This is a genomic window from Crossiella sp. CA-258035 (assembly GCF_030064675.1).
Classification (GTDB): domain Bacteria; phylum Actinomycetota; class Actinomycetes; order Mycobacteriales; family Pseudonocardiaceae; genus Crossiella.
Genome location: NZ_CP116413.1, coordinates 7,516,620 through 7,541,319 on the forward strand (window position 1 = coordinate 7,516,620; position 24,700 = coordinate 7,541,319).

Consider the following 24,700-nt stretch of genomic DNA (forward strand, 5'->3'; position numbering starts at 1 on the left):
CTACGCCTCAGCCCTCAGCCGCAAGCTGCCCACAGGCCGCCGCGATCTCCTGCCCCCGCGTGTCCCGCACCGTGCACGGCACCCCCTGCGCCTCCACCCGGCGCACGAACTCCCGCTCCACCGGCTTCGGCGAGGCATCCCACTTGCTGCCCGGCGTCGGGTTCAGCGGGATCAGGTTGACGTGCGCGAACTGCCCGAGGTTGTCCCGCAGCAGCCGCCCCAGCAGATCCGCCCGCCACCCCTGGTCGTTGATGTCCCTGATCAACGCGTACTCGATGGACACCCGCCGCCCGGTCCGGTCCGCGTAACCCCGCGCGGCCTCCAGCACCTCGGCGACCTTCCACCGGGTGTTCACCGGCACCAGCGTGTCCCGCAGCTCGTCATCCGGCGTGTGCAGCGACACCGCCAGCCGCACCGACAGCTTCTCCTCGGTCATCTTCCGGATCGCCGGCACCAGCCCGACCGTGGACACCGTCACCGACCGCTGCGAGATGCCCAGCCCCGCCGGCGCCGGATCGCAGATGCGGTGCACCGCCTCGATCACCCGCTTGTAGTTGGCCAGCGGCTCGCCCCTGGCAACAGACTTACAACGATCACTGATCCCGGGTAACCCCAGGTCAGAGAGGCTTGTACGACCTAGCCCTCGGCCGCGAGCTGCCCGCAGGCCGCCGCGATCTCCTGACCTCGGGTGTCCCGCACAGTGCACGTAACGCCTTGCGCCTCGACTCGTCGGACGAACTCTCGCTCGACCGGCTTCGGGGAAGCGTCCCACTCGCTACCGGGGGTCGGGTTCAACGGGATCAGGTTGACGTGCGCCAACTGCCCAAGATGCTTTCGCAGCAACGTGCCCAGGAGATCCGCACGCCAGCCTTGGTCGTTGATGTCCCGGATCAGCGCGTACTCGATCGAGACCCGCCGCCCGGTCTTGTCTGCGTAGCCGCGCGCCGCCTCCAGCACTTCGGCAACGTTCCAGCGCGTGTTCACCGGGACGAGCGTGTCCCGCAGCTCGTCATCCGGCGTGTGCAGCGACACCGCCAGCCTGACCTGAAGCCCCTGTTCGGTCAGCTTGCGAATGCCTGGCACCAAACCGACCGTCGAGACGGTCACCGAGCGCTGGGAGATCCCGAAGCCATTCGGCGCTGGGTCGCAGATTCGATGGATGGCGGCAAGAACCCGGTTGAACGAGGCAAGAGGTTCGCCCATGCCCATGAACACGATGTTGGACAGCCGTCCCGGCCCGCCCGGCAGCTCGCCGTCGCGCATCGCCACCGCGCCCAGCCGCACCTGTTCCACGATCTCCGCGGTGGACAGGTTGCGCTGCAGCCCGCCCTGGCCGGTGGCGCAGAACGGGCAGGCCATGCCGCAGCCGGCCTGGCTGGAGATGCACAGCGTGGCCCGGTCCGGGTAGCGCATCAGCACGCTCTCGATCAGCGTGCCGTCGTGCGCGCGCAGCAGCGTCTTGCGGGTGGTGCCCTCGTCGCAGGTGACCTTCCGCAGCTCGGTGAACAGCGGCGGCATCAGCTCGCCTGCCAGCCGGTCCCTGCTGGCCGCCGGGATGTCGGTCATCTCGGCCGGGTCCGCGGTGAGCCTGGCGAAGTAGTGGTTGGACAGCTGGTTCGCGCGGAACGGCTTCTCACCGAGCTCGGTGACCGCGGCGCGGCGCTGCTCGGCCGAGAGGTCGGCGAGGTGCCGCGGCGGCAGGCCGCGTTTGGGGGCGTCGAACACGAGGGGCAACGAAGTCATGGCCCACCCAGTGTCCCACGTCCGTCGGGGTGCTCCTTACGTCTGTCCACAGCCCCGGTCGAGCTCCCTCGCCCGCGCCACCAGCTCGGTGAGCAGCGCCACTGCCTCGGCCACCGGCACGTCGTCGAACTGCGCGCCCACGGTGATCTCGATCGCGGACATCCGCGGCGAGGGCATCGCCCCGGCGTAGCGCGGCAGGTACACCCCGCGTTCCTCGCTCAGCCGCTGCGCCGCCACCAGCACCGACTCAGGGCTGGCCGCCAGGTGCAGGTGGAACAGCGGGGTCTGCGGCGGATCGCACAGCACCTCGATCCCCTCGGCCCCGCGCAGCTCGCCGGCCAGCTCCCGAGCGGTGGCCAGGTACTCCGGCACCCTGGGCAGCTGGGTGCCCATCGTCCACTCCGCGGCCAGCGCCGAGGGCCAGGCCACCTCGGCCGCGCCACCGAGCCGGTGCCGCCAGACCCGCGCGTGCCTGATCAGCTCCTCACTGCCGGCCAGCACCGCGTCCGCGACCCCGCCCAGCCCCTTGGTCGCCGAGACGTACACCGAGTCGAACAGCCCGGCGATCTCGGCCAGCGGCCGCTGGTAGTACGGCTGGGCCAGGTACAGCCGCGCGCCGTCCAGGTGCGTGGCCGCGCCCCGCTCCCGCGCCCACTCGGTCTGCGCCACCAACTCCTCCCACTCCGGCAACTGCCCGCCGATGCTGCGCTGCGGCAGCTCCAGCAGCAGCGCGGCCGGCGGCTCCTCGACCTCCCGCAGCTCGGCCAGGGTGAGCAGCCGCTCCCGCTCGCCGACGCGCACCGCGTGCAGCCCGTGCACCACCGTGTAGCCCTGCTGCTCGGCCCCGTCCAGGTGGCAGTACGGGTGGAAGGCCACGCCCCGGCGGCCGCGCGCGTCGGCGTGCAGGCGCACCGCGACCTGCTGGGCCATCGTGCCGGTCGGGAACAGCACCGCGGCCGGCTTGCCCAGCAGCTCGGCTACCCGTCGCTCCAGCCTGGGCACCGCGTCGTAGGGCCCCTCGCCCGGCAAGAGCTGTGCCGCCATCCGGCCGAGCACCAGCTCCGGCAGGCCCCGGTGCGGGGCGTGCAGGGACAGCGACCGGAGCGGCGGGGCGTCAGCTGGCATGCCGGGCACAGTAGGGGCTCAGGGCAGCAGCAGGCCGCTGGATTTCCGGAGCACGTGCAGCCGGTAACCGACCGGGATGGTCAGCCCCGCGGTGTCCGCGATCGCGCGGGCGGCGACCTTCGCGGAGAACTCGATCGAGAGCACCTGCACCAGGCTTTCCCGGTCGGCGAACCGCCACAGGGTCTCGATCCGGTGAAGTGAGAACCCCAGCCGGGTGAAGAACTTCTCGATCCGGCGCGGGTGGTATCCGGGCACGTCAGCCCGCAGCCACTTGCCGTAGGGCGGCCTGCTGCCGTCCAGGTCCACCACGGCCAGCGCGCCGCCGGGCCGCAGCACCCGCAGGGCCTCGGCGATGCCCGGTTCGCAACCGGGGCCGAAGAAGTAGGCGGTGCGCGCGTGCACCAGGTCGACCGAGCCATCCGGCAGTGGGATGCGCTGCGCCGAGCCCGCCAGGACGTTCACGTTGGCCAGTCCGGCCACCCGCCTGAGCGCCCTTTCGACCAGTGGCGGGTGCGGTTCGACGCCGAGCACCGAACGCGCCGACTCAGCGAAGACCGGCAGGTGGAAGCCGTCACCGCAACCGACGTCCACGACGTCCAGCCCGGTCCAGTCGCATTCCGCGCGCAGGGTCCGCCAGATCGCGCCCGCGGTGTCCTGCGCCCGGTTCTCCGTCTCGTACACATCCGGCCAGTGCCAGATGTTGGGGCTGGGCACCACGCCTGCGTTCTCCGCGGTCGAACTCACGCCCAACAGTTTCCCAACTGCTCCCCATTCATCACAGGAATTGTCGCCCGCCGGGCGTAGCTTCACGCCCGTCGGCCGTCCCCACCCGATGAAGGAGCACCCGCATGCACACCCCTGATCCGCTGGATCCCTCCGGCGGCCACCCGTGCTGGGTGGATGTCGCCAGCAGCGACCCCGAGACCTGCAAGCGCTTCTACTCGGGCCTGTTCGGCTGGCAGTTCGAGCCCGAGGTCAACGGCTACAGCACGGCCCGCCTGGACGGCGAACCGGTCGGCGCGGTCTACCTGGCCCAGCACGACCAGGCCCGTTTCCTCGGCTGGACGCTGTACCTGCACGTCACCAACTCCGAGGTCGCGGCCAAGTACATCGAGGCCGCCGGTGGCGCGGTGCTCTCCGGCCCGGTGCAGGTGCCGGACATGGGTTACCTGGTGGTGGCCAAGGACCCGACCGGCGGCGTGCTCGGGTTCTGGGAGACCGACCTGGGCTGGCACTTCGCCACCGGCAGGCCGGGCGCGCTGACTTGGGCCGAGCTGAACACCAGGGACGGGCAGCGGGCGGACGCCTTCTTCGCCGGGCTGTTCGACTTCCGGCAGGAGCAGATCGGCGACGGCGCCGCCTTCGACTACACCACCTGGTTGCGCAACGGCGAACCGCTGGTGGGCCGGATGCGGATGGGCGCGCAGTTCCCGCACGAGGTGCCTCCGCACTGGATGGTCTACTTCGGCGTGGACCCGGCCGTCGGCACGGACGCGCTCGCCCTCCGCGCGGCCGAACTGGGCGGCAAGATCAGCTACGAGCCGTTCGACTCGCCCTTCGGCAGGCTGGCCATCCTGGAGGACCCGACCGGCGGCACGTTCACCGTGGTCGACACCTCGCGGCGCAGCGAACCGCGCAGCGCGGTGGACGATCCTTACGATGACTAGAGCGCGGGCACGAACGCGCGCAGCAGCAGCCAGGACACGACGGCCGAGGGCAGCAGGGAGTCCATCCGGTCCATCAGGCCGCCGTGGCCGGGCAGCAGCGTGCCCATGTCCTTCAGGCCCAGATCGCGCTTGATCACCGACTCCATCAGGTCACCCACGGTCGAGGTGATCACCAGGGCCGCGCCGAAGAGCACGCCCTGCCACCAGGCGCCGTCCAGCAGCAGCGGCAGGGTGAGCGCGCCGGAGACCACCCCGGCCAGCATCGACCCGGCGAAGCCCTCCCAGGACTTCTTCGGGCTGATCGAGGGCGCCATCGGGTGCTTGCCGAGGAACACCCCGGCCGCGTAGCCGCCGGTGTCCGAGCAGACCACGCCGATCAGGAAGCACAGCACCCGGCCCGCGCCGTCCTCCGGCACCACCAGCATCGCGGCGAAGGCGGCGAACATCGGCACGTAGGCGGTGGTGAACACCGAGGCGGCGACATCGCGCAGGTAGCCGTTGATGCCGCCGCGGAAGCGCCACACCAGGATCAGCAGCACGGTCACCACGAAGGCCGACAACAGCCCGTTGCGCTCGAACGGCCAGGACAGCCACACCATGGCCTGCCCGCCGATGAGCACCGGCCAGCGGGCCACCTCGATGCCCGCGCCCCTGCGCAGCGCCCCGGACAGCTCCCAGGTCGCGCCGAGCACGGCCAGCGCGACCACGCCGACGAACAGTTCCTTGATCGTCAGCAGGGACACCAGGATCGCCGCGCCCAGCAGCACGCCGACGGTGATGGCGGCACCGAGGTTGCGGCCCGCCTTCGACGGCCGCCCGGCGTCGGAAGAAGCTGACGAAGCAGCGCCCGGAACGTCCGACGACGCTCCGGGCGCATCCTCACGATCGCCGGTCGACACCCGATCAGACCTCGAGAAGTTCGGTCTCTTTGTGCTTGACCAGCACGTCGACCTGGCCGACGTACTTGTCGGTCAGTGTCTGCAGTTCCTTCTCCGCGCGCGCCACGTCGTCCTCGCCCGCCTCGCCGTCCTTGCTGATGCGGTCGAGCTCGTCCTTGGACTTGCGGCGGATGTTGCGGATGGAGACCTTGGCGTCCTCACCCTTGCTCTTGGCGACCTTCACCATCTCCCGGCGGCGCTCCTCGGAGAGCTGCGGGAAGATCACCCGGATGATGGTGCCGTCGTTGGTCGGGTTCACGCCGAGGTCGGAGTCCCGGATCGCCTTCTCCAGCGCGTTCAGCTGGCTCAGGTCATAGGGCTTGATGACCGCCATCCGCGCCTCCGGCACGGTCACCGAGGCGAGCTGGTTGATCGGGGTGAAGGCGCCGTAGTAGTCGACAGCGATGCGGGAGAAGGCGGCCGGAGTGGCCCTGCCGGTCCGCACCGCGGCCAGATCCTCCTTCGCCACAGCCACCGCTTTTTCCATCTTCTCCTCGGCATCGAGGAGGGTCTCGTCGATCACGGCTGCTCCTAAGTCTCGTTGGCCGACTCCACTGGTAGCTGTGCCACCATCCCAGCACGGCTGGGGAGGCGTTCAGCCGGCAGGGGTGCTGACCAGTGTGCCGATCTTCTCACCGCGCACCGCGCGCGCGATGTTGCCCTCGACCAGCAGGTTGAACACGATGATCGGCATGTTGTTGTCCATGCACAGGCTGAAGGCCGTCGCGTCGGCCACCTTCAGGCCGCGGCGCAGGACCTCGCTGTGCGTGATGTGCTCGAACCGCTGCGCCTCGGGGTCCAGCTTCGGGTCGGCGGTGTAGACGCCGTCCACGGCCTTGGCCATCAGCACGACCTCGCAGCCGATCTCCAGCGCACGCTGGGCCGCGGTGGTGTCGGTGGAGAAGTACGGCATGCCAGCGCCGCCGCCGAAGATGACCACGCGGCCCTTCTCCAGGTGCCGCATCGCCCGCCGCGGGATGTACGCCTCGGCGACCTGGCCCATGGTGATCGCGGTCTGCACCCGGGTGTCGATGCCGTGCTGGCGCTCCAGGAAGTCCTGCAGCGCGAGGCAGTTCATCACCGTGCCGAGCATGCCCATGTAGTCAGCCCGGGAACGGTCCATACCGCGCTGTTGCAGCTCAGCGCCGCGGAAGAAGTTGCCACCGCCGATGACCACGCCGATCTGGGCGCCGGTGGCGACCACGTCGGCGATCTGCCGGGCGACCGCCTGCACCACATCCGGGTCGACGCCGACCTCGCCGCCGCCGAACATCTCCCCACCGAGCTTGAGCAACACCCTGCGGTAGCCGGTGTGTGCTGCGCCGTCCGCGGTCACGGTCAACCGTCCTCCTCGTCAGGCCATGGGCGGCCCTTGCTTGCGAAACTGTGCCCCGCCCTCACAGGTGAAGGCGGGGCACAGCCTCATGGTCCTCGTTCGGACCAGATGGTGTTCATCGGGGCAGGCCGCTCAGGCCTGGCCCACCTCGAACCGGGCGAAGCCGGTCACGGTGACGCCCTCGGCCTCGAGCACGGCCTTGACGGTCTTCTTGGAGTCCTGCACGGAGGCCTGCTCCAGCAGCACGGAGTCCTTGAAGAACCCGTTCAGGCGACCCTCGACGATCTTGGAAAGGGCAGCCTCGGGCTTGCCCTCCTCACGCGCGGTCTCCTCGGCGATCCGGCGCTCGTTGGCGACGATCTCGGCGGGCACCTCGTCACGGGTGACGTAGCGCGGCTTCATCGCGGCGATCTGCATCGCGGCGCCGCGGGCGGCGTCCTCGTTGGCGCCGGTGTACTCCACCAGCACGCCGACGGCCGGCGGCAGGTCGGAGGCGCGCTTGTGCAGGTAGACCGCGACGTTGCCGTCGAAGGAGACCACCCGGCGCAGCTCCAGCTTCTCGCCGATGCGGGCGGAGAGGCCGAGCACGGCGTCCTCGACGGTGCCCTCGTCCAGCTTCGCGGACTTCAGCTCGGCGACATCGCCGATCTTGCCCTCCTGGGCGACGGCCACGATCTTGTCGGCCAGCGCCTGGAAGTCGCTGTTCTTGGCGACGAAGTCGGTCTCGCAGTTCAGCTCGACCATGACCCCGCCCGCGACGGCGACCAGGCCGTTGGCGGTGGTGCGCTCGGCGCGCTTGCCGACATCCTTGGCGCCCTTGATGCGCAGGATCTCGACCGCCTTGTCGAAGTCGCCGTTGGCCTCTTCGAGCGCCTTCTTGCAGTCCATCATGCCGGCGGCGGTCAGCTCGCGGAGCCGCTTCACATCAGCCGCGGTGTAGTTCGACATCGTGCGTCGTCCGTCCTTCTTCGGTACGCAACGGGAGCGTGGGGTTGAGGAGCCTGACGAACCTCCGCCCGGCGCGTTGGCCGGGCGGAGGTCGTTGATCAGGACTGGGCGGCTTCGCCCTCGGCGGCGGCGGGAGCGCCCGCGGTCGCGGGAGCGCCCGCGTTGACCAGCAGCTCCTGCTCCCACTCGGCCAGCGGCTCCTCAGCGGTGCCGGGCTTGTCCTCGCCCTCGGCAGCCTTGCCCTGGCCGGAACGGGCCATCAGGCCGGCGGCCGCGGCTTCAGCGACGACCTTGGTCAGCAGCGCGGCCGACCGGATCGCGTCGTCGTTGCCCGGGATCGGGAAGTCGACCTCGTCGGGGTCGCAGTTCGTGTCCAGGATCGCCACGACCGGGATGCCCAGCTTGCGGGCCTCGCCGACGGCGATGTGCTCCTTCTTGGTGTCCACGATCCACACCGCGCTCGGCACCTTGGCCATGTCGCGGATACCGCCGAGGGTCTTCTCCAGCTTGTCCTTCTCACGGGTGAGCATCAGGATCTCTTTCTTGGTGAGACCCTGGAAGCCACCGGTCTGCTCCATCGACTCCAGCTCCTTGAGGCGCTGAAGACGCTTGTGCACGGTGGAGAAGTTCGTGAGCATGCCGCCCAGCCAGCGCTGGTTGACGAAGGGCATGCCGACCCGCAGGGCCTGGGAGGCGATGGCCTCCTGCGCCTGCTTCTTCGTGCCGACGAACAGGATGGTGCCGCCGTGGGCGACCGTCTCCTTGACGAACTCGTAGGCCCGGTCGATGTAGGTCAGCGTCTGCTGAAGGTCGATGATGTAGATACCGTTGCGCTCGGTGAAGATGTAGCGCTTCATCTTCGGGTTCCAGCGACGAGTCTGGTGCCCGAAGTGCACGCCGCTGTCGAGCAGCTGCCTCATGGTGACGACGGCCATAGCCGGATGACACCTCGTGTTCTCAGGCGTGCTGGATAAACCCGCACGCGGGATGGTTGTCGCGAGGAACCGGGCGGTCCCTCGCCCTGGTGTCAGGGCCGCCGCCCGAACCCGGGCCTTCCCACCTGCGGAAGATCCAGGACCACCGGGCCACGCGTCTCATCTGGTGAGACCTGCGCTGACACGCGAAGTCAACCCGCATACAGACGGGCCGCGCTCAAAGCATACGCCCACACCCACCCCAACTCCGAATCCCCCCTGCCCAAGATCGCGACCTATCCACAATTCCCCACCTGTCCACAGCCCCCCTCCCACCCCCTGGCCCCCCACTCCCGCCCCCACCACCCTGAATCCCATGCCCCACTCCACCCCCACCCCGCCAGTCACCACCCCCGCCCTGACGCCAACCCCCGCCCCCGTCAGGACGGCCCTCGTGGTGCACCCCGTCATAGCGGCGATGGCCCTCGCCCTGCTGACGGCGGCCCTGGCCGGTTGCGCGGTGGCCGGGGCAGACCCGACCGCGGTCCGCAGCGCCACCCCACCCTCGCTGTCTCCCGCCAGCACGAGGTGGACCTGGCCGCTCCCCGGTCGGCCGCCGGTGCTGCGGCGGTTCACCCCGCCGCAGCACCGCTACGGCCCCGGCCACCGCGGCATAGACCTGGGCGCCCCACCAGGCACCCCAGTCCTCGCCGCCGCCACCGGCGTGGTCACCTTCGCCGGCCCGGTAGCCGGCCGGGGCGTGGTCACCCTCCACCACCCCAACGGCTTGCACACCACCTACGAACCCCTGACACCCCAGGTCCGCAAAGGCCAGCACATCCCCACCGCAACCCCCCTCGGCCACCTCACCCCAGGCCACCCCGGCTGCCCAGCCCCCGCCTGCCTGCACTGGGGCCTACGCCGCCACCACACCTACCTAAATCCCCTCCACCTCCTAACCCGCCCCACCCTCCGCCTCCTCCCCTTGCCCCGCCCAACCCCCGCCCCGCCCCAGCCCCAGCCCCAGGCCAAGCGCCGCCCCCAGCCCCTCCCAGCACCCGGCCCAACGTCGACCCCGGCACCTCATTCCACCCGCAACCCAGCTCTCAGCTCAGCCACAACCCCGCACCGGCCCCCAGCACCCGGCACAACCTCCAACTCCGCGCCCGGCACCCGACCCAACCCCCAATCCCCCGACCCCACGACCGGCGACCGGTCCAACACCAACTCGCCACCTCGCCCGACCTCCGACCCGACTCTCCCCCAACCCCCAACTCTCCACCCGGCTCGCCAACCCCAGCGGTCCTCTCCGACGCCAGATCAACCCCCGCCCCACCACACAGCCGCCCAACCTCAATCCCGCCCGCCCCAACCCATTCCCCGACGCCCCTGCCAAGCCCAATCCGATCAATCTCCCAAAATCACCCATTGGGATCACCCTTGCCATGCAGGCAAATGGTCATCTGGAGACAGCCCAGACACGCCGAACAACGCCCCGTCCCAACCTCGCTGCGTTCCCCACCCAGCCTGACCCGTCACCAGTAACCGGCAAGCCCGATCTCAGCCCAGTTCCCGGCCAACGCCCGCCCGGGCAAGCCCAACTCCGGCCTCTCCCGCCCCACCAGAAACTGAAACTCGAGCCCCAGCCCCATTCCTGACCCGAACACCCCGTCGATGGCGAGCCCACACCGACGCCAACACCCGAACCAGGACACCCCGAACAAGCAGACCGGCATCAACCAGCCCGCAAACTCCGACCTAATCCCACGAACAACACAACTCAGCGCCAGGCCCGCTCCGACGCCAATCCAGGCGAAGAGTTGTTGCCCCAGCGGCAACTACTCGCCAGCGTCCCCACCCTCGGCCCGGAACCCACTCCCGGAGACCCCAGCCGGGCGAGGCTTCCCAAGCCAGCACAACCGAAGGAGTCCAACCAGCCATCTACCCAGACAACTCCACGCACCACCGAACCCCCGCCACCGATCCGGGCTGAGCCAGCCCACAACCGGTGCCCGACGCAAGATGCTCGGACGAGCGGAACGATCGCGGCGCGGTCACCGCGTCAGGTCCGTCAGGCCTCGGCCTGCTCCGCCATCTTGGTGCGCAGGCGCAGCACCGCTCGGGTGTGCAGCTGGCAGACGCGGGACTCGGTCACGCCCAGGACGCGACCGATCTCCGCGAGGGTCAGGTTCTCGAAGTAGTAGAGCGTGACCACGACTCGGTCGCGTTCGGAGAGCTGGGCGATCGCGTCGGCCAGCTGGCGGCGGCCGTCCTGGTCGACCAGGGCGGCGACCGGGTCCTCGGCGCGGTCGTCAGGCAGGGTCTCGGCCAACGAGGCGGTGCCCCGGCCAGCGGCGATCAGCTCGTCCAGCGCGACCACGCTGGTCAGCTGGAGCTGGGCGAACAGGTCGCGGAGCTCGTCGCTGGTGACGCCGAGCTCGTCGGCCAGTTCCAGGTCGGTGGCGGTGCGCTGGAGCCGTGCTTCGAGGCGTTCCAGGGCGCGTTCGACGTCCCTGGCGCGGCTGCGCACCGAACGGGGCACCCAGTCCTGGGCGCGCAGGTCGTCCAGGATCGCGCCGCGGATGCGCTGCATGGCGTAGGTCTCGAACTTCAGCCCACGTTCCGGCTCGAACTTCTCGATCGCGTCGACCAGCCCGAACACCCCGGACTGCACCAGGTCGGCGACGTCGACGTAGGACGGCAGCCCCGTGCCGACCCGACCGGCCACGTACTTGACCAGTGGCGCGTAATGGAGCACCAAGCGGTCCCGGAGCGACTGCTCGCGGGCCACGCCGTAGGCGCGCCACAACGCGACGATGCCGGCCTCGACATCGTCGGCGCTGCGCTGTTCGCCGAGCGGGGCGGCCTGCTCGGCGGCCTCCGGCTCGGGCGGGTGGCCGTGTCCGCCGGAGGTCCCGGCACCGCGCCCCTGCCTGGGCGCCGTGCTGTCGTCAACGCCGTGACGACGAGCCCGTCCGAGGTGGGCGGAGCGGGCCTGCGGGGAGGACGCCGTTGACACGGTCGCTGTGCGGAAACCTCCCCCGGCATCGTCAGGAACGGGGGTGGGTTCGGTCATGTATCGCCTTCAGCCGTTCGACGGTGACGTGGGTGTAGAGCTGAGTCGTTGCGAGCGTAGCGTGACCGAGCAGTTCCTGAACGCTGCGGAGGTCCGCTCCGCCTTCCAGGAGATGGGTCGCCGCGGAATGACGCAACCCGTGCGGCCCAATCGGGGCGGCGCCCGGCACGGAACCGACCATGTCGTGCACCACCCTCCTCACCACTCTGGGATCGAGCCTGCCACCGCGCGCGCCGAGGAACAACGCCGCATGTGAAGCGGCACAGACAAGTTGCGGCCGACCGCGCTCCAACCAGGCACGAATCGCCCGGTCCGCGGGCACCCCGTACGGGACAGAACGCTGCTTGCCGCCCTTGCCCATGACCAGTGCGACACGCCGTGCGTGATCAATATCGCCCACGTCCAACCCACAGAGTTCCGCCACCCTAACTCCAGTGGCGTACAGGAGTTCCACGATCGCGTGATCACGCAGAGCGACCGGATCACCCTCCGCAGCCCCGGACGCCGAAGCCTCCATCGCGGCGGTGGCTTGATCAGCGCGAAGCACCGTCGGCAGGTGCCGATGCGGCCGCGCGGAGGCCAGCCGAGGCCCCGGATCGTTGTCCAGGTAACCCGCCTTGGCCGCCCATCCGGTGAACGTCCGGGCCGCCGCGGCACGGCGGGCGAGCGTGGTCCGACTGGCCCCGCCGGCCCGCTGGTCCGCGAGCCAGGCACGCAGCTCGTCGAGATCCAGCGCGCGCAGATCCGGCGCGTCGCCACCACTGCCGCCCACACCCGCCCTGGCGCTGGCACCGGCACCGACGTCCCCACCAGCACCGCCGTCGCCGTCGGCATCGCCACCGGTAGCGGCATCGCCAGCGGCAGCGGCGTTGGCGTCACCCTCAGCGTCAAGGGCAGCAGGGGGCGCCGTCGCAGCGGGTGGGCTGGTCGGTGCTGCGGCGGAGGCCGTGGGGCCGTGAGTGAAGTGGGTCAGCAGAGAGACCACGTCGCTCAGGTAGGCGCGGGCCGTGTGCGGGGAGACGTCGCGTTCCAGGATCAGGTGGCGTTCGAACTCGGCCACGGACCTCGCCAGTGGGGCGGGGAGCTGGGCACGCGCGGACGCCGTTGTGGTGGCCCGACGGCGGTCCCCTCGCGGGGTCGGCATGCCATTCCTCCCTCGTGGCACGCCTGGCGGGCGGCGGCCTCGACCTCACACGCTGCGCGGTCGGACGGACTCGGTCAAGTGGTGCCGCCCAACAGTTTCGGGTCGCTGACCTGGCCCGTGCTCGCACTTTGATCATCTATTGGCTCGCTGCCGATGCCAACCCTCGTCGCCCCTCTGGGCAAGTCCGGCGAGTTCCAATGCGGGGAGTAGTCCTCTGACCCGACTTAGGGGCAACCCGGACTCGATGGCTACTTCTTCCGCGCTCATTCCGGCTCGTTCTGGCAACGCCTCGTGCACGCGGAGTGCGTGGGGTTCCAGGCCGTCGGTGTCCTTGCGGGGGCCTTCCGGGGTGTCGGACAGGTCGATCCCAATGCGGCCGGAGGCTTCGATCACCTGGGCCGCGGTGCCGACCGGGACGGCGTGGCCGGAGCGGAGCAGGGCGAGGCAGCCGACCGACATGGCCGAGTTGACCGGACCGGGCACGGCCATCAGCGGGCGTCCCAGCGCGCGGGTGTGTGCGGCGGTGTTCGTGGCACCGCTGCGGATACCGGCTTCGACCACGACGGTGCCGCCGCCGAGGGCCGCGATGAGCCGGTTCCGGATCAGGAAGCGGTGCTTGGCTGGTTTGACGCCGGGTGGGTATTCGCTGATCACCAAGCCGCCGCGGGTGACGATCCGGCGGAACAGGCTGAGGTGGTCCAGCGGGTACGGGATGTCCAGGCCGCAGGCGACCACGGCCACGGTGCGTCCGTTGCCGATGATCGCGCCACTGTGGGCAGCGCCGTCGATGCCCATCGCCGCGCCGGAGACGACGGTGACGCCCAACTCGGCCAGTCCGATGCCTAGCTCGGTGGCAACCACCTCGCCGTACGGGGTCGCCGAGCGGGAGCCGACGACCGAGACGGCGCGTTCGACCAGACCGGCGAGCGAGGCATCGCCGCGCACCCACAGCGCCAACGGCGGCACGGCATCCTCGGAGCCCTGGGCCGCGGCGGCGATGAAGCTGGAGAACTGCCAACTGGGCCAGTCGGGATCCTCCGGGATGAGCAAGCGGGCCTGGATGGCGGCGGCCGCGGCCAGATCATCACGAGGACGGAACGCGTTGCGCCGGGACTCGGTCGTCCTGGCGACGGGCTCTGGAACGTCGCCGCGGTGGACGCGGTCGGCGGCTTCCACCGGGCCCACTTCACTGATGAGGCGGTGCAGCGCGGGGGCTGGGGGTTCGGCGACTCGCGAGAGATAGGCGCGGGCGAGGCGCAGGCGGGAGGCATCCACGCTCACGGGGCTCCTGACGGGCTGGTGGGGACATCGGGCAGTCGGTGCGAAATCGGGCGGTGGGTGGGAGTTCGGGCGATCGGTGAGAGTTCGGCGATCGGCGGGAGTTCAGGCGGTCGGTAGGAGTTCAGGCGGTCGGTAGGAGTCCGCACAGTCGGCCGGAGTTCGGGCGGTCGGCGGGGCTTCGGGCGATTGGTGGGCCTTTGGGCAGGCGGTGGGGCTTCGGACGGTTAGTGGGGCTTCGGACGGTTAGTGGCGGACTTGGGTGTTGTGGGGGACGGAGGGGAGGCCGGGGGCGGGTGAGTTGGTGTTCAGGGGCGGGCGGCTCGGTCGCGGAACTCCAGGGCGGCGGCTACGTGGTCGCTGGTGGGGCGGGTGGCTTCGTCGAGGTCGCACAGGGTCCAGGCGACTCGGAGGCAGCGGTCGGCTCCTCGGCCGGAGAGGAGGCCGTGGGCTAGGGATCTGTCGAGCAGGGTGGTGGCCGATTTGGGCAGGGCGAACTCGCGGTGCAGGGCTTGGCCGGGGACGGAGGCGTTGTTGAGCCAGCCTTGTTTGGCCCAGCGGTGCTGGGCACGCTCGCGGGCGGCCAGGACTCGTTCGCGGACGGTGGTGGTGTTCTCGGGTGGGTTGTCGGGGTCGACGTGCATGTGGGTGAGCGGGCGCATGCGGACCTGGAGGTCGACCCGGTCCAGCAGGGGGCCGGACAGGCGGGCGGCGTACCGGCGGCGGGCTGGGGGCAGGCAGACGCATTCGCTGTCGCGGGGTGGGGCGCAGGGACAAGGGTTGGTGGCCAGGACGAGTTGGAAGCGGGATGGGTAGCGGACCAGGCCGTCGCGGCGGGCCAGGCGGACCTCGCCCTGTTCCAGTGCGGTGCGCATGGACTCCAGGCGTTGCGGGCCGAGCTCGCCGGCCTCGTCGATGAACAGGACTCCGTGGTGGGCGGTGCTGATCGCACCGGGTTTGGCCAGGCCGGAGCCGCCGCCGATCAGTCCGGCGACCGAGACGGAGTGGTGCGGGGCGACGAACGGCGGGCTGGTGACCAGCGGCGACTCCGGGGACAGGGTGCCTGCCAGCGAGTGGATGGCGGTGACCTCGAGGGACTGTTCGCTGGTCAGGGGAGGCACCAGGCCGACGAGGCGTTCGGCGAGCATGGTCTTGCCGGTACCGGGTGGGCCGACGAGCAGGAGGTGGTGGCCGCCGGCGGCGGCGACCTCGAGTGCCCAGCGGGCCTCGGGTTGGCCGAGGACGTCGGCCAGGTCGGGGCAGGGGGTTGTGGGCGCGCCGGTGGTGGGTGGCGGGGTGGGCAGGTCGGCTTGGCCGCGGAGCCAGCGGAGGACTTCGGCGAGGGTGTTGGCACCGTAGACGTCCAGGTCGGACACCAGGCCCGCCTCGGGAAGTGTGGGCGTGGGCACCACGGCTCGGCGGATGCCCGCGCGCCGGGCGGCGAGCAGGGACGGGAGGACGCCGCGGATAGGGCGGAGCCTGCCGTCCAGGGCCAGTTCGCCGAGCAGGGCGGTGGAGTCGAGCGCCTCCTGGGGGATGGCGGCCGCGGCGGCGAGGGCCACGCAGGCCAGGGCGAGGTCGTAGCCCGCACCGGTCTTGGGCAGGGCGGCGGGTGACAGGGCGAAGGTGATCTTCCGCTCGGGCCAGGGTTCTTCGCTGTTGCAGACAGCGGCCCTGACCCGCTCCTTGGACTGCTGGAGCGCGGTGTCGGGGAGGCCGACGATCTGTACGCCAGGGCGACCGCCGCCGAGGTCGGCCTCGATCTCGACGAGGAGGCCGTCCACGCCGAAGAGGGCTACGGACCAAGCTCTGGCCGGGGGCATGAGGGCAACTCCAGGCAGTGCGAAGGGAAGGGAAGGGAAGGGAGGAGGGAGAAGAGAGGAGGAAGGAGGCGGGAGAGACGGGAGGGTCGGAGGGGGCGGGGACGGGCGGAGGGGAGAGCGGAAGCGGTGGGCGGGTGGAGGAATGGGTGGATGGGTGGATGGGTGGGTGGGAGGGGGCGGTGTGGCAGATGAGGAGGGGAGGGAGGAGATGGGGTGGTGGAAGGTGTCGGCGCGGCGGAGAAGGCGGGAAGGAGGAGGTTGAGGGCGGGGAGAGACGTTGGGGTGACAGAGAAGATGGGAGGGCGTTGGGGATGTTGGGGCGGGGAGGAGGGGTGAGTGGCTTGGGTGGGAGGGGCCGGGGAGTGCTGAAGGCGTGCGGGGGTGGCCGAGGCACTGTTGGTGGCTCGGCTGGGTGAAGGGCGTGCGGAGGGGCGAGAAGGGGGCTGCTACCTCGGGTGGACGCCTCGGAGAAGTGCCAGTGGGCAGGCTGGGGCGGCCGGTGGCGCGCTAGAGGATGGCGCGGCGGTGGTCGAGGATTGGGGGGTCGCCTGGGGGCCATTGGATGGCTATGAGGTCGCAGCGGATGGGGACCCAGGGGACGTGGTGCAGGGCGAGCCAGGATTCTGTGGTTTCGCGGATGCGGCGGGCCTGACGGGGGGTCAGGGCGGCGGCGGGGGGCTCGAAGGCCGGGTCGCTGCGGGTTTTGACCTCGCAGACGATGAGGGTTTTGCCGTCGGTGGCGATGAGGTCCAGCTCGCCGTGGCGGCAGGTGTAGTTGGTGTCCAGGATGGTCAGGCCCTGGGACTCCAGGTATTGCGCGGCCAGGGCCTCGCCGCGGCGGCCCAGGGTCTTGTTGTGGGCGGTGGCGCGGGATTCCAGGGTTGCGGTGAGGGTGGCCGTGGGGGGCATGGGGGCTCCTGGGTCGGAGGACGGGGTGTCTTCTTCGACCCTGGTGGGAGCGGGTGGGGAATGCCAGGTGGGGTGGGGCGGGGTGTGGATAAGTGGGTGGGTGGCGGGGTGGGGACCCGGGGGGTGTGGATAGGTCGCGATCTTGGGCGGGGGTGGGGCGGGGGTGTGCTATTGGCCGAAGGGGCCGGATTCGGGGAGGCGGAGGTCTGGCTTGTCCAGCTCCTCGACGTTGACGTCCTTGAAGGTGATCACCCGGACGTTCTTCACGAACCGTGCGGGGCGGTACATGTCCCACACCCACGCATCCGACATGCGCACCTCGAAGTAGACCTCGCCGTCGGCGTTGCGCACCTGCACGTCCACCGCGTTGGCCAGGTAGAACCGCCGCTCGGTCTCCACGACGTAGGCGAACTGACCGACTATGTCGCGGTACTCCTTGTAGAGCTGAAGCTCCATCTCGGTCTCGTACTTCTCGAGATCCTCCGCGCTCATCCGCCTTCGACCCCTCGTCGTGACACTGCCGCCTCCTCAGCGAGGCGTCCTGGTGGAACCAACACATTCTGGACTACTGGGGCTACGCCGTTTCGGGCGGTCGCGAGCAGTCCGGTTTTCACCCGCCGGGGCGGGGTCATGCCGTGTTCGGCGGCGGCCGCGATGACGTTCGCGTAGCTCCACCGGTGTTCGTCGATCGGGCCGTGCGCCCGCAGTGCCGCGCTGTGCTCCGCGGTGCAGTAGCCCTTGTGCACCTCGAAGCCGTACCGCGGCCACTTCTGGTGCAGCTCGGTCATGATGCGGTCCCTGGTGACCTTGGCCAGCACGCTGGCCGCGGCCACGCAGGCCACCGCCTGGTCGCCCTTGACCACCGGCATGTTCGGCGCGGTCAGGCCGGGCACCCGGAAGCCGTCGGTGAGCACGTAACCGGGGTGGGTGGCCAGTCGGGCCACCGCCCGGCGCATGCCCTCCAGGTTCACCACGTGGATGCCCAGTGCGTCGACCTCGGCCGGGTCGATCACCACCACGGAGTGCGCCAGCGCCCGGTCCAGCACCAGGTCGTACATCCGGTCGCGGGCGGCCGGAGTGAGCAGCTTGGAGTCGGTCAGGCCCTCGAACCGGCGGACGTCACCCGGCCGCAGCACGCAGGCCGCCACCACCAGCGGTCCGGCACAGGCGCCCCGGCCCGCCTCGTCCACCCCGGCCACCGGGCCAAGGCCGCGCCGGTCCAGCGCGGCCTGCAAGGCCCAGTTGCCCGAGCTGCCACGGACCACCGCGCGCGGTGGGCAGGGCAGCTCGGCGGGTGGCGCGGCGCGGCGATCATGGGCGCGACCGGCCGGACGCGTCCTCGCCCCTGCCATGGTCAGTCGCGTTCCCGCTTCTGCCGCGAACGCAGCGGCCGTAGGCCCCGGCGGATCAGCCAGAGCGTGGGCACCGCGCCCGCGATGCCGACCCCGGCGGGAATCCCCGCCTGCCACGGCGCGGCACCGAGGGCGACGGCCTGCGGGTTCGGGTCGTCGATGCCCTGCCAGCGGCTCGGCGGCAGCACGATGACCTGCGCCTTGCCGATCACGTTGTCCACCGGCACCGGACCGTGGCCCTCGGCACGGGAGTCCGAGGAGTTGTTCCGGTTGTCGCCCATCATCCAGAGATGGCCCTGCGGCACCGTGATCGGGCCGAACCGGGTCTGGTCCTCGGGACCGCCGCGGTCGGCCTCCCAGTACAGGTACGGCTCGGTCAGCGGCTTGCCGTCGACCAGCAGCCGGTTCTGGTCGTCGCAGCACTGCACCGTCTGCCCGCCGACCGCGATCACCCGCTTGACGAAGTCCCGCTCGTCCGGCGGCGCGAGGCCGATGAACGAGCCGAGGCCCTGCAGCCAGCGGACGAAGGAGTTCGACGAGCGGGACCCCACGATCTCCGGGCTCCACGAGTCGGGGCCGCGGAAGACCACGACGTCACCCGGCTCGGGGTTGCTGAAGCGGTAGGTCACCTTGTCGACCAGCACCCGGTCGTTCGTGCACCCGGCGCAGCCGTGGAGGGTCTGCTCCATCGACTGCGACGGGATCACGTACACCCGGGCCAGGAACTCCTGGATCAGGAAGGTGAGCAGCAGCGCGACCACGATCAGGATCGGCAACTCCTTCCAGAAGGAGCCCTTTTTCTTGGGCTTCTTCGTATGGAAGGGCTTCTCCTCCGTTGCCCCGGCCCCGGCACGCGGGGTGCCGTGGGCGGGGGTGGAGTCATCCGGATCGTTGTGCTGAGGCTGGGAAGCCACGATGTCGGCCACCAAGTCAGGCTACGTGACGGGACTTCGCCCCGATCACTTGGCGGGGACCGTGTCCCGCTTCTCCTTGATCTTCGCGGCCTTGCCGCGCAGCTCGCGCAGGTAGTAGAGCTTGGCCCGGCGCACGTCGCCGCGGGTCACCAGCTCGATCTTGGCCAGGTTCGGGGAGTGCACCGGGAAGGTGCGCTCGACGCCGACGCCGAAGGAGACCTTGCGGACGGTGAAGGTCTCGCGGATGCCACCGTTCTGGCGGCGGATGACCACGCCCTGGAACACCTGGACGCGCTCACGAGAACCCTCGATGACGCGAACGTGCACCTTCAGCGTGTCGCCCGGTCGGAATTCCGGGATGTCAGAACGCAGCGACTGGGCGTCCAGAGCGTCCAGGGTGTTCATGGGTGTTCCGTCCTCGTCATTCTCAGAGTTCTCACTTACGCCCTAGGTCCGTCGCCGTGTCCGCGAGAGGGCCCGTCAGGGGTGAGCTTCCGGTGTGCGCGCCGGTCAGCGACCGGCAGCAGCAACCTGTCCAGTGTGCCAGACGGGGTAGTCGGGCACGAAATCGACCTGGTCAGGACTGGTGGTCCTGGGCGCGCAGCTGGTCGAGCAGCTTCCGGTCGTGCTTGTCCAGCGCGTCCTCGGTCAGCGCGGCCAGCAGGTCGGGGCGGCGGTGGTAGGTGCGCTCCAGGGCGCGGTCGCGGCGCCAGCGGTTGATCGCGGCGTGGTTGCCGGAGCGGAGCACCTCCGGCACCGGCAGGCCCTGCCAGACCTCGGGCCTGGTGTAGCTGGGGCCTTCCAGCAGGCCGTCGGAGAAGGAGTCCTGCTCGTGCGAGGCCTGGTTGCCCAGCACCCCCGGCAGCAGCCGGACCACGGCCTCGACCATGACCAGCACCGCGGCCTCGCCGCCGATGAGCACGTAGTCGCCGATGGAGACCTCGTCCACCGGCATCCGCGCCGAGGCGGCGTCGACCACGCGCTGGTCGATGCCCTCGTAGCGGCCGCAGGCGAAGACCAGGTGCTCTTCCCTGGCGTAGGCCTGGGCCATGGCCTGGGTGAACGGGCGGCCCGCCGGCGTGGGCACGATCAGCCGGGGCGCGGGCTCGGCCGGGCAGATGTCGTCCAGGGCCTCGCCCCAGACCTGCGGCTTCATCACCATGCCCGGACCGCCGCCGTAGGGGCTGTCGTCGACCGAGCGGTGCACGTCGTGCGCGTAGTTCCGCAGGTCGTGCACGCCGAGCTGGATGAGGCCGCGGTCGAGGGCCTTGCCGAGCAGCGCCTCGCGCAGCGGGGCGACGTACTCGGGGAAGATGGTGATGACGTCCAGGCGCACGCGCGTTCGTTTCTACTGGTCGAAGAGGCCTTCGGGTGGGTCGATGACAACCCTGCGGCCTTGGAGGTCGACCTCCGGCACGATGGCCCTGACAAACGGCACGAGCAGTTCGGCGCCGTCGGCGTCGAGCACGAGCAGCTCGCCTGCCGGGCCGTGCAGGACCTCGCGGACCACGCCGATGGCGGCTCCGGTGGTGTCCACCGCGGCCAGGCCCTCCAGCTGGTGGTCGTAGAAGGCGTCCGGCTCGGTGATCTCGGGCAGCTCGCTGACCGGGACGGTGAGCAGGACCCCGCGGAGGGCGTCCGCGGCGGAACGGTCGGCCACGCCCTCGAAGGTCACCAGCAGCCGCCCGGCGTGTGGCCGGGCGGCTGTGATGGTGAGGCTCCTGGACGCGCCCTGACGGGGCTTGCCCGTCAGGACGGTGCCGATGGCGAACCGGTCGTCCGGCTCGTCGGTGTGCACGTCCACGACGAGCTCGCCGCGGATGCCGTGCGACCGGGCGATGCGCCCGACGACCACTTCGGTGCTCACGGAGATGACGTCCGCGGTGCTCAGCGGTCGGTGTCGACGACGTCGACCCGGAGGCCCCGGCCGCCGATGCCGGACATGACGGTGCGCAGCGCGGTCGCCGTGCGACCGCCCCTGCCGATCACCTTGCCGAGGTCCTCGGGGTGCACGTGCACCTCGAGGGTTCGCCCGCGGCGGGTCGTGATCAGCTGGACGCGCACGTCGTCCGGGTGGTCGACGATGCCGCGGACCAGGTGCTCGAGAGCGTCCGCGAGTACCGTCATGCGCCGGCGTCCTCAGCCTTCTCGGCGCCCTCGGCGGACGCGGGGGCCTCGTCGGCGGCCTTCTCGGCCTTCTTCGGGGCCTTCTTCTGCTTCGGGGTGGTGGCGTCGGTCGACGGCTCGTCGCCAGCGGCGGCGAGCGCGGCCTCGAACAGCGCCTTCTTGTCGGCCTTGGGCTCCTTGACCTTCAGGGTGCCCTCGGCGGGGGCCGGCAGGCCCTTGAACTTCTGCCAGTCACCGGTCAGCTCGAGCAGGCGCTGCACGGGCTCGGTCGGCTGCGCGCCGACACCCAGCCAGTACGCCGCACGCTCGGCGTTGACCTCGATGAAGCTCGGCTCGTCCTTGGGGTGGTACTTGCCGATCGTCTCGATCGCCTTGCCGTTGCGGCGGGTGCGTGCGTCGGCGACCACGATGCGGTAGTACGGCTGGCGGATCTTGCCAAGGCGCATGAGCTTGATCTTGACGGCCACGGGTAGCGGTGCTCCTCGAAATTCTGTGCTGCTCACGGGTGAGCGCCTGCCTGCCCGCGTGGGGTTGCGGGGGCGGTGCGCTCGGTTGTCGGAGCCGTGGCACGGTGAGAGGGACCGACCATGGCGGACAGCCAGCCATTGTGCCAGATGGGGTGGCGGGGGGACGAATTCGGGGTCAGGCGAAGGCGGTGAGGGTGACGCCGGCCTCGGTCAGCGCGGCCCGGACCGCGACCGCGTGCGCGACCGCGCCGGGGGTGTCCCCGTGCAGGCAGAGCGAGCGCGCGCCGCTGACCAGCACGGACCCGTCCACCGCGAGGATCTCGCCGCGCTCGGCCAGTCGCACCGCGCGCTCGACCACGTCCTCGGTGCTGGTCAGCAGCGCGCCGGGCTGACCGCGCGGCACCAGGGTGCCCTCCGGGGTGTAGCCGCGGTCGGCGAATGCCTCTTGCACCGCGGGCAGTCCGGCGGCCTCGGCGGCGGCGAGCAGCCGGGAACCGGGCAGGCCGAGCACGGGCAGCTCGCCGAAGGCGCGCACCCCGGCGACCACGGCGGCGGCCTGGGCCTCGTGGTGCACCACGGCGTTGTAGAGCGCGCCGTGCGGCTTGACGTAGCGGACCTCGGTGCCGGCCGCGCGGGCGCAGGCGGACAGCGCGCCGATCTGGTAGAGCACCTCGTCGGCCAGCTCGGCCGGGTCGGCGTCGATGAACCGGCGGCCGAACCCGGCCAGGTCGCGGTAGGAGACCTGGGCGCCGACCGCGACCCCGGCGGCGGTCGCGGCCTGGCAGACCCTGCGCATGGTGGCCGGATCGCCGGCGTGGAAGCCGCAGGCCACGTTCGCCGAGGTGACCACCGCCAGCAGTGCCTCGTCATCGCCCAGCCGCCAGATGCCGAAGCCCTCGCCGAGGTCGCTGTTGAGGTCCAGCCTCACGCCGGGATCACCCCTGTCATGATCAGCAGCATGCCCAGCGCGGGCAGCAGGTTGTTGACCTGGTGCACCACGATGCTGGCCAGCAGGCCGCCGGTGTACATCCTGGCCAGGCCCATCGGGATGGCGATGAACAGCAGCAGCGGGGTGCGTTCCGGCTCGAAGTGGGCGACCGCGAAGACCATGGTGCTGAGCACGAACGCGGCCCAGCGGCCCCAGCCGAGCCGTTCCACCGCGCCCCACAGCAGGCCGCGGTAGACGATCTCCTCGCAGAGCGGGCCGACCAGCCACAGGTGCAGGAACACGATCGCGGCCAGCACCGGGGACATGGACACCCCGTCGAGCACCTTGCCGACCGCGGAGGTGGCCTGGTCGTTGCCCACCCAGGCGGCCCAGAGCCGGGTGGCGTAGAGGGTGGGCACCAGGGCGATCGCGCCGATGGCCAGCCCGATGCTGGCGTGCCGCCAGTTCCAGCGCAGCCGCAGGTCGGCCAGCGGGCCGTTGCCGCGCACCACGGTGATCAGCACCGCGACCAGCGCGCCGGTCAGGGTGGGCAGGGACAGCACCGCGACCAGCTCCAGCGGGCCGATCCGGTCGCCGGGGGCGGGCCGGAACAGGGCGCTGAGCGTGACCGAGACCAGCAGGAACGCGCCGAAGGAGATCAGGAAGGCGCCGAAGCCCCACTTGTGCGGCTTGGCCGGGGTGTCGAAGAGCGCATCGGCAGGACGCTCGCCGAGGGAGCGCAACGTCGTCCACCACCGGAGTGCGGCCGGGGGTTCGCCCAACGGCTCCGGCGTCTGCGATGCGTTCACGGGCGCCTCCGAACAGCTGGGGGGTTGCGATCGGGAAGAACTGTCCCACCTTAGCCAGTAGGACTACCCGGTTCAGCCGCCCTGTACGAGGTCCGCCGCGAAGAAGATCAACGCGGCCGGCAGCAGGTTGTTCACCGCGTGCGCCACGATGCTGGCGCCGATCCGTCCGGTGAGCATTCTGGCCCAGCCCATCGCGATGCCCTGGGCGAACAGTCCGAGGGTGCGTTCGGGCTCCTGGTGCATGAGCGAGAAGACCAGCGCGGTGAGCACCAGGATGGCGAACCTGGGCACCCGGTACTGCTCCAGCGCGCCCCAGAGCGCGCCCCTGGTCAGCAGCTCCTCGGTGAGCGGGGCGCCGAGGAACAGGAACAGCGCGAACAGGGCCAGCCAGATCGTGCGTCCCTCGTTGGTGGCGACCAGGCCACTCGACGGGGCGGAGGGCTCGCCGCGCAGGCCGAACACGATCAGGTTGATCAGGAAGGCGGCGCCGATGGAGATCACGCCGCAGACCAGGCCGACCTTGACGTCGCGCAGGGTGGGCACGATGCCGAAGTCGCGGCGCAGGCCGCTGCCCTTCCACCAGCTGGCGATGGCCGGAACCAGGCCGAGGAACAGGTTGGGCACGAAGGAGAGCAGCAGCAGCGGGCCGAGCACCGGGGGCTCGGCCGGGTCGAAGCCGCTGACCTGGCCGGCCATCACCGAGCTGATCACCAGTCCGACCAGGTGGAAGGCGCCGTAGCCGAGGACGAAGACCAGGATGCCCCAGTGCACGCTGGTGCGGGTGGCGGCGACCTGTTGCGCCTCGTAGAAGCGGGGGTGCAGGTAGGGGTTCTGGTTCTGGTCGACGCCGCGCATGGGGGCGGAGTAGGCGGACCAGGACGGGGGTTGGGTGGCCTGGATCGGGGTGAAGGCGGGCGAGGGGGCCGGGGGTGGGGGTGCGGTGGCCGGGAGCTGGTCCAGGCCGGGTGGGGTGGCGGGGGACGCCGGGGGGTGGGTGAGGGCCGGGAAGGTGGCTGGTGGGTCGCCGAGGCCGGGTGGGAGCTGGGCGACGGGAGGTGCGGCAGGCGCGGGCGGGCTGCTGGGCGCGGGTGCGGCCGCGGGCGGGGCCTGCGCGGCCGGGGGCGCGGGTTGGGTGGCGGGACGGGCGAAGCCGGTGGGTGGTGTGGCCTCGTCGTCCTGGTGTGGCGCACCTGTCATCTGGT

Annotated in this window: 26 protein-coding genes and 1 pseudogene; 2 read left to right on the forward strand and 25 right to left on the reverse strand. The window is 70.9% G+C overall.

Annotation, left to right across the window (positions count from 1 at the left end):
• Nucleotides 1-7: 7 nt before the first annotated feature.
• The 4 genes and pseudogenes from N8J89_RS33735 to N8J89_RS33750 all read right to left on the reverse strand — a co-directional run.
• A pseudogene (locus tag N8J89_RS33735) lies at nucleotides 8-574 on the reverse strand (dual-specificity RNA methyltransferase RlmN); the annotation flags it as partial.
• A 62-nt stretch (nucleotides 575-636) separates the two neighbouring features.
• Nucleotides 637-1,743 carry a dual-specificity RNA methyltransferase RlmN gene (rlmN, locus tag N8J89_RS33740; RefSeq protein WP_283661020.1) on the reverse strand — a complete coding sequence of 369 codons (1,107 nt, stop codon included), beginning with the start codon at nucleotides 1,741-1,743 and terminating at the stop codon, nucleotides 637-639.
• Nucleotides 1,744-1,779: 36 nt separating this feature from the next.
• Nucleotides 1,780-2,868 (reverse strand): threonine aldolase family protein, encoded by a 1,089-nt coding sequence (locus N8J89_RS33745; RefSeq protein ID WP_283661021.1) that lies wholly within the window; start codon nucleotides 2,866-2,868, stop codon nucleotides 1,780-1,782.
• An 18-nt stretch (nucleotides 2,869-2,886) separates the two neighbouring features.
• Nucleotides 2,887-3,612, reverse strand: coding sequence for a class I SAM-dependent methyltransferase (locus N8J89_RS33750; protein ID WP_283661022.1), 726 nt, complete (start codon nucleotides 3,610-3,612; stop codon nucleotides 2,887-2,889).
• Between the two features lie 104 nt (nucleotides 3,613-3,716).
• On the opposite strand from N8J89_RS33750, the gene N8J89_RS33755 reads away from it, so the two are divergent.
• Nucleotides 3,717-4,535 (forward strand): VOC family protein, encoded by an 819-nt coding sequence (locus tag N8J89_RS33755; protein ID WP_283661023.1) that lies wholly within the window; start codon nucleotides 3,717-3,719, stop codon nucleotides 4,533-4,535.
• On the opposite strand, the gene N8J89_RS33760 is transcribed toward N8J89_RS33755, so the two are convergent.
• The 5 genes from N8J89_RS33760 to rpsB all read right to left on the reverse strand — a co-directional run bounded on the left by N8J89_RS33760 (nucleotide 4,532) and on the right by rpsB (nucleotide 8,692).
• Nucleotides 4,532-5,314, reverse strand: coding sequence for a phosphatidate cytidylyltransferase (locus N8J89_RS33760; protein ID WP_283666313.1), 783 nt, complete (start codon nucleotides 5,312-5,314; stop codon nucleotides 4,532-4,534). The two genes, N8J89_RS33755 and N8J89_RS33760, sit on opposite strands and share 4 nt — an antisense overlap.
• A gap of 124 nt (nucleotides 5,315-5,438) precedes the next feature.
• A complete protein-coding gene (gene frr, locus N8J89_RS33765) occupies nucleotides 5,439-5,996 on the reverse strand; it encodes a ribosome recycling factor (RefSeq protein ID WP_252486125.1) in 558 nt (185 codons plus the stop codon).
• Nucleotides 5,997-6,068: 72 nt separating this feature from the next.
• Nucleotides 6,069-6,809, reverse strand: coding sequence for a UMP kinase (gene pyrH / locus N8J89_RS33770; protein WP_252486169.1), 741 nt, complete (start codon nucleotides 6,807-6,809; stop codon nucleotides 6,069-6,071).
• A 132-nt stretch (nucleotides 6,810-6,941) separates the two neighbouring features.
• A complete protein-coding gene (gene tsf, locus N8J89_RS33775; protein WP_283661024.1) occupies nucleotides 6,942-7,757 on the reverse strand; it encodes a translation elongation factor Ts in 816 nt (271 codons plus the stop codon).
• Between the two features lie 98 nt (nucleotides 7,758-7,855).
• A complete protein-coding gene (gene rpsB, locus N8J89_RS33780) occupies nucleotides 7,856-8,692 on the reverse strand; it encodes a 30S ribosomal protein S2 (RefSeq protein WP_252486123.1) in 837 nt (278 codons plus the stop codon).
• Between the two features lie 457 nt (nucleotides 8,693-9,149).
• Here rpsB and N8J89_RS33785 point away from each other — a divergent pair, with 457 nt between their 5' ends.
• Complete coding sequence (locus N8J89_RS33785; RefSeq protein ID WP_283661025.1) at nucleotides 9,150-10,202, forward strand: murein hydrolase activator EnvC family protein; 1,053 nt, start codon at nucleotides 9,150-9,152, stop codon at nucleotides 10,200-10,202.
• Between the two features lie 540 nt (nucleotides 10,203-10,742).
• Here N8J89_RS33785 and N8J89_RS33790 read toward each other — a convergent pair.
• From N8J89_RS33790 to N8J89_RS33865, 16 genes are all read right to left on the reverse strand, one after another.
• Nucleotides 10,743-11,489: a FliA/WhiG family RNA polymerase sigma factor gene (locus N8J89_RS33790; protein ID WP_449725007.1), complete on the reverse strand. Its 747-nt coding sequence runs from the start codon at nucleotides 11,487-11,489 to the stop codon at nucleotides 10,743-10,745.
• 232 nt (nucleotides 11,490-11,721) lie between these two features.
• Nucleotides 11,722-12,807 carry a tyrosine-type recombinase/integrase gene (locus tag N8J89_RS33795; protein WP_283661027.1) on the reverse strand — a complete coding sequence of 362 codons (1,086 nt, stop codon included), beginning with the start codon at nucleotides 12,805-12,807 and terminating at the stop codon, nucleotides 11,722-11,724.
• Between the two features lie 216 nt (nucleotides 12,808-13,023).
• The gene (gene dprA / locus N8J89_RS33800; RefSeq protein WP_283661028.1) at nucleotides 13,024-14,172 is read right to left on the reverse strand and encodes a DNA-processing protein DprA; all 1,149 of its coding nucleotides are present in this window, start codon (nucleotides 14,170-14,172) and stop codon (nucleotides 13,024-13,026) included.
• Nucleotides 14,173-14,477: 305 nt separating this feature from the next.
• A complete protein-coding gene (locus N8J89_RS33805) occupies nucleotides 14,478-15,992 on the reverse strand; it encodes a YifB family Mg chelatase-like AAA ATPase (RefSeq protein WP_283661029.1) in 1,515 nt (504 codons plus the stop codon).
• 507 nt (nucleotides 15,993-16,499) lie between these two features.
• Nucleotides 16,500-16,901 (reverse strand): YraN family protein, encoded by a 402-nt coding sequence (locus tag N8J89_RS33810; RefSeq protein ID WP_283661030.1) that lies wholly within the window; start codon nucleotides 16,899-16,901, stop codon nucleotides 16,500-16,502.
• 168 nt (nucleotides 16,902-17,069) lie between these two features.
• Nucleotides 17,070-17,393: a DUF2469 domain-containing protein gene (locus N8J89_RS33815; protein WP_086790123.1), complete on the reverse strand. Its 324-nt coding sequence runs from the start codon at nucleotides 17,391-17,393 to the stop codon at nucleotides 17,070-17,072.
• Nucleotides 17,390-18,253, reverse strand: a complete 864-nt coding sequence (locus tag N8J89_RS33820) for a ribonuclease HII (RefSeq protein ID WP_502868360.1) — start codon at nucleotides 18,251-18,253, stop codon at nucleotides 17,390-17,392. The genes N8J89_RS33815 and N8J89_RS33820 overlap by 4 nt, the downstream gene beginning before the upstream one ends.
• Nucleotides 18,254-18,255: 2 nt before the next feature.
• Nucleotides 18,256-19,179 (reverse strand): signal peptidase I, encoded by a 924-nt coding sequence (gene lepB / locus N8J89_RS33825; protein WP_449724980.1) that lies wholly within the window; start codon nucleotides 19,177-19,179, stop codon nucleotides 18,256-18,258.
• Nucleotides 19,180-19,212: 33 nt separating this feature from the next.
• Entirely contained in the window at nucleotides 19,213-19,572 is a 360-nt protein-coding gene (gene rplS, locus N8J89_RS33830) for a 50S ribosomal protein L19 (RefSeq protein WP_283661031.1), read from the reverse strand.
• A gap of 172 nt (nucleotides 19,573-19,744) precedes the next feature.
• The gene (gene trmD / locus N8J89_RS33835) at nucleotides 19,745-20,503 is read right to left on the reverse strand and encodes a tRNA (guanosine(37)-N1)-methyltransferase TrmD (protein ID WP_283661032.1); all 759 of its coding nucleotides are present in this window, start codon (nucleotides 20,501-20,503) and stop codon (nucleotides 19,745-19,747) included.
• Nucleotides 20,504-20,515: 12 nt separating this feature from the next.
• Nucleotides 20,516-21,034 carry a ribosome maturation factor RimM gene (rimM, locus tag N8J89_RS33840; protein WP_283661033.1) on the reverse strand — a complete coding sequence of 173 codons (519 nt, stop codon included), beginning with the start codon at nucleotides 21,032-21,034 and terminating at the stop codon, nucleotides 20,516-20,518.
• A gap of 20 nt (nucleotides 21,035-21,054) precedes the next feature.
• Nucleotides 21,055-21,294: an RNA-binding protein gene (locus tag N8J89_RS33845; RefSeq protein WP_086789136.1), complete on the reverse strand. Its 240-nt coding sequence runs from the start codon at nucleotides 21,292-21,294 to the stop codon at nucleotides 21,055-21,057.
• Nucleotides 21,291-21,761, reverse strand: coding sequence for a 30S ribosomal protein S16 (rpsP, locus tag N8J89_RS33850; RefSeq protein ID WP_252481993.1), 471 nt, complete (start codon nucleotides 21,759-21,761; stop codon nucleotides 21,291-21,293). Before rpsP ends, N8J89_RS33845 begins: the two co-directional genes overlap by 4 nt.
• Nucleotides 21,762-21,936: 175 nt before the next feature.
• On the reverse strand, nucleotides 21,937-22,689 hold the full coding sequence (locus tag N8J89_RS33855) for a LamB/YcsF family protein (protein ID WP_283661034.1): 753 nt from the start codon (nucleotides 22,687-22,689) through the stop codon (nucleotides 21,937-21,939).
• Complete coding sequence (locus N8J89_RS33860; protein WP_283661035.1) at nucleotides 22,686-23,498, reverse strand: CPBP family intramembrane glutamic endopeptidase; 813 nt, start codon at nucleotides 23,496-23,498, stop codon at nucleotides 22,686-22,688. The genes N8J89_RS33855 and N8J89_RS33860 overlap by 4 nt, the downstream gene beginning before the upstream one ends.
• A gap of 72 nt (nucleotides 23,499-23,570) precedes the next feature.
• Nucleotides 23,571-24,695, reverse strand: a complete 1,125-nt coding sequence (locus N8J89_RS33865) for a CPBP family intramembrane glutamic endopeptidase (RefSeq protein ID WP_283661036.1) — start codon at nucleotides 24,693-24,695, stop codon at nucleotides 23,571-23,573.
• Nucleotides 24,696-24,700: the final 5 nt, after the last annotated feature.

Bases quoted from the DNA above. Each gene is read 5' to 3' on its own strand.
- rlmN (WP_283661020.1), bottom strand. From the start codon at position 1,743: ATGACTTCGTTGCCCCTCGTGTTCGACGCCCCCAAACGCGGCCTGCCG.
- N8J89_RS33745 (WP_283661021.1), bottom strand. From the start codon at position 2,868: ATGCCAGCTGACGCCCCGCCGCTCCGGTCGCTGTCCCTGCACGCCCCG.
- N8J89_RS33755 (WP_283661023.1), top strand. From the start codon at position 3,717: ATGCACACCCCTGATCCGCTGGATCCCTCCGGCGGCCACCCGTGCTGG.
- tsf (WP_283661024.1), bottom strand. From the start codon at position 7,757: ATGTCGAACTACACCGCGGCTGATGTGAAGCGGCTCCGCGAGCTGACC.
- rpsB (WP_252486123.1), bottom strand. From the start codon at position 8,692: ATGGCCGTCGTCACCATGAGGCAGCTGCTCGACAGCGGCGTGCACTTC.
- N8J89_RS33785 (WP_283661025.1), top strand. From the start codon at position 9,150: ATGGCCCTCGCCCTGCTGACGGCGGCCCTGGCCGGTTGCGCGGTGGCC.
- N8J89_RS33805 (WP_283661029.1), bottom strand. From the start codon at position 15,992: ATGCCCCCGGCCAGAGCTTGGTCCGTAGCCCTCTTCGGCGTGGACGGC.
- N8J89_RS33810 (WP_283661030.1), bottom strand. From the start codon at position 16,901: ATGCCCCCCACGGCCACCCTCACCGCAACCCTGGAATCCCGCGCCACC.
- N8J89_RS33815 (WP_086790123.1), bottom strand. From the start codon at position 17,393: ATGAGCGCGGAGGATCTCGAGAAGTACGAGACCGAGATGGAGCTTCAG.
- N8J89_RS33820 (WP_502868360.1), bottom strand. From the start codon at position 18,253: ATGGCAGGGGCGAGGACGCGTCCGGCCGGTCGCGCCCATGATCGCCGC.
- rplS (WP_283661031.1), bottom strand. From the start codon at position 19,572: ATGAACACCCTGGACGCTCTGGACGCCCAGTCGCTGCGTTCTGACATC.
- N8J89_RS33845 (WP_086789136.1), bottom strand. From the start codon at position 21,294: ATGACGGTACTCGCGGACGCTCTCGAGCACCTGGTCCGCGGCATCGTC.
- N8J89_RS33865 (WP_283661036.1), bottom strand. From the start codon at position 24,695: ATGACAGGTGCGCCACACCAGGACGACGAGGCCACACCACCCACCGGC.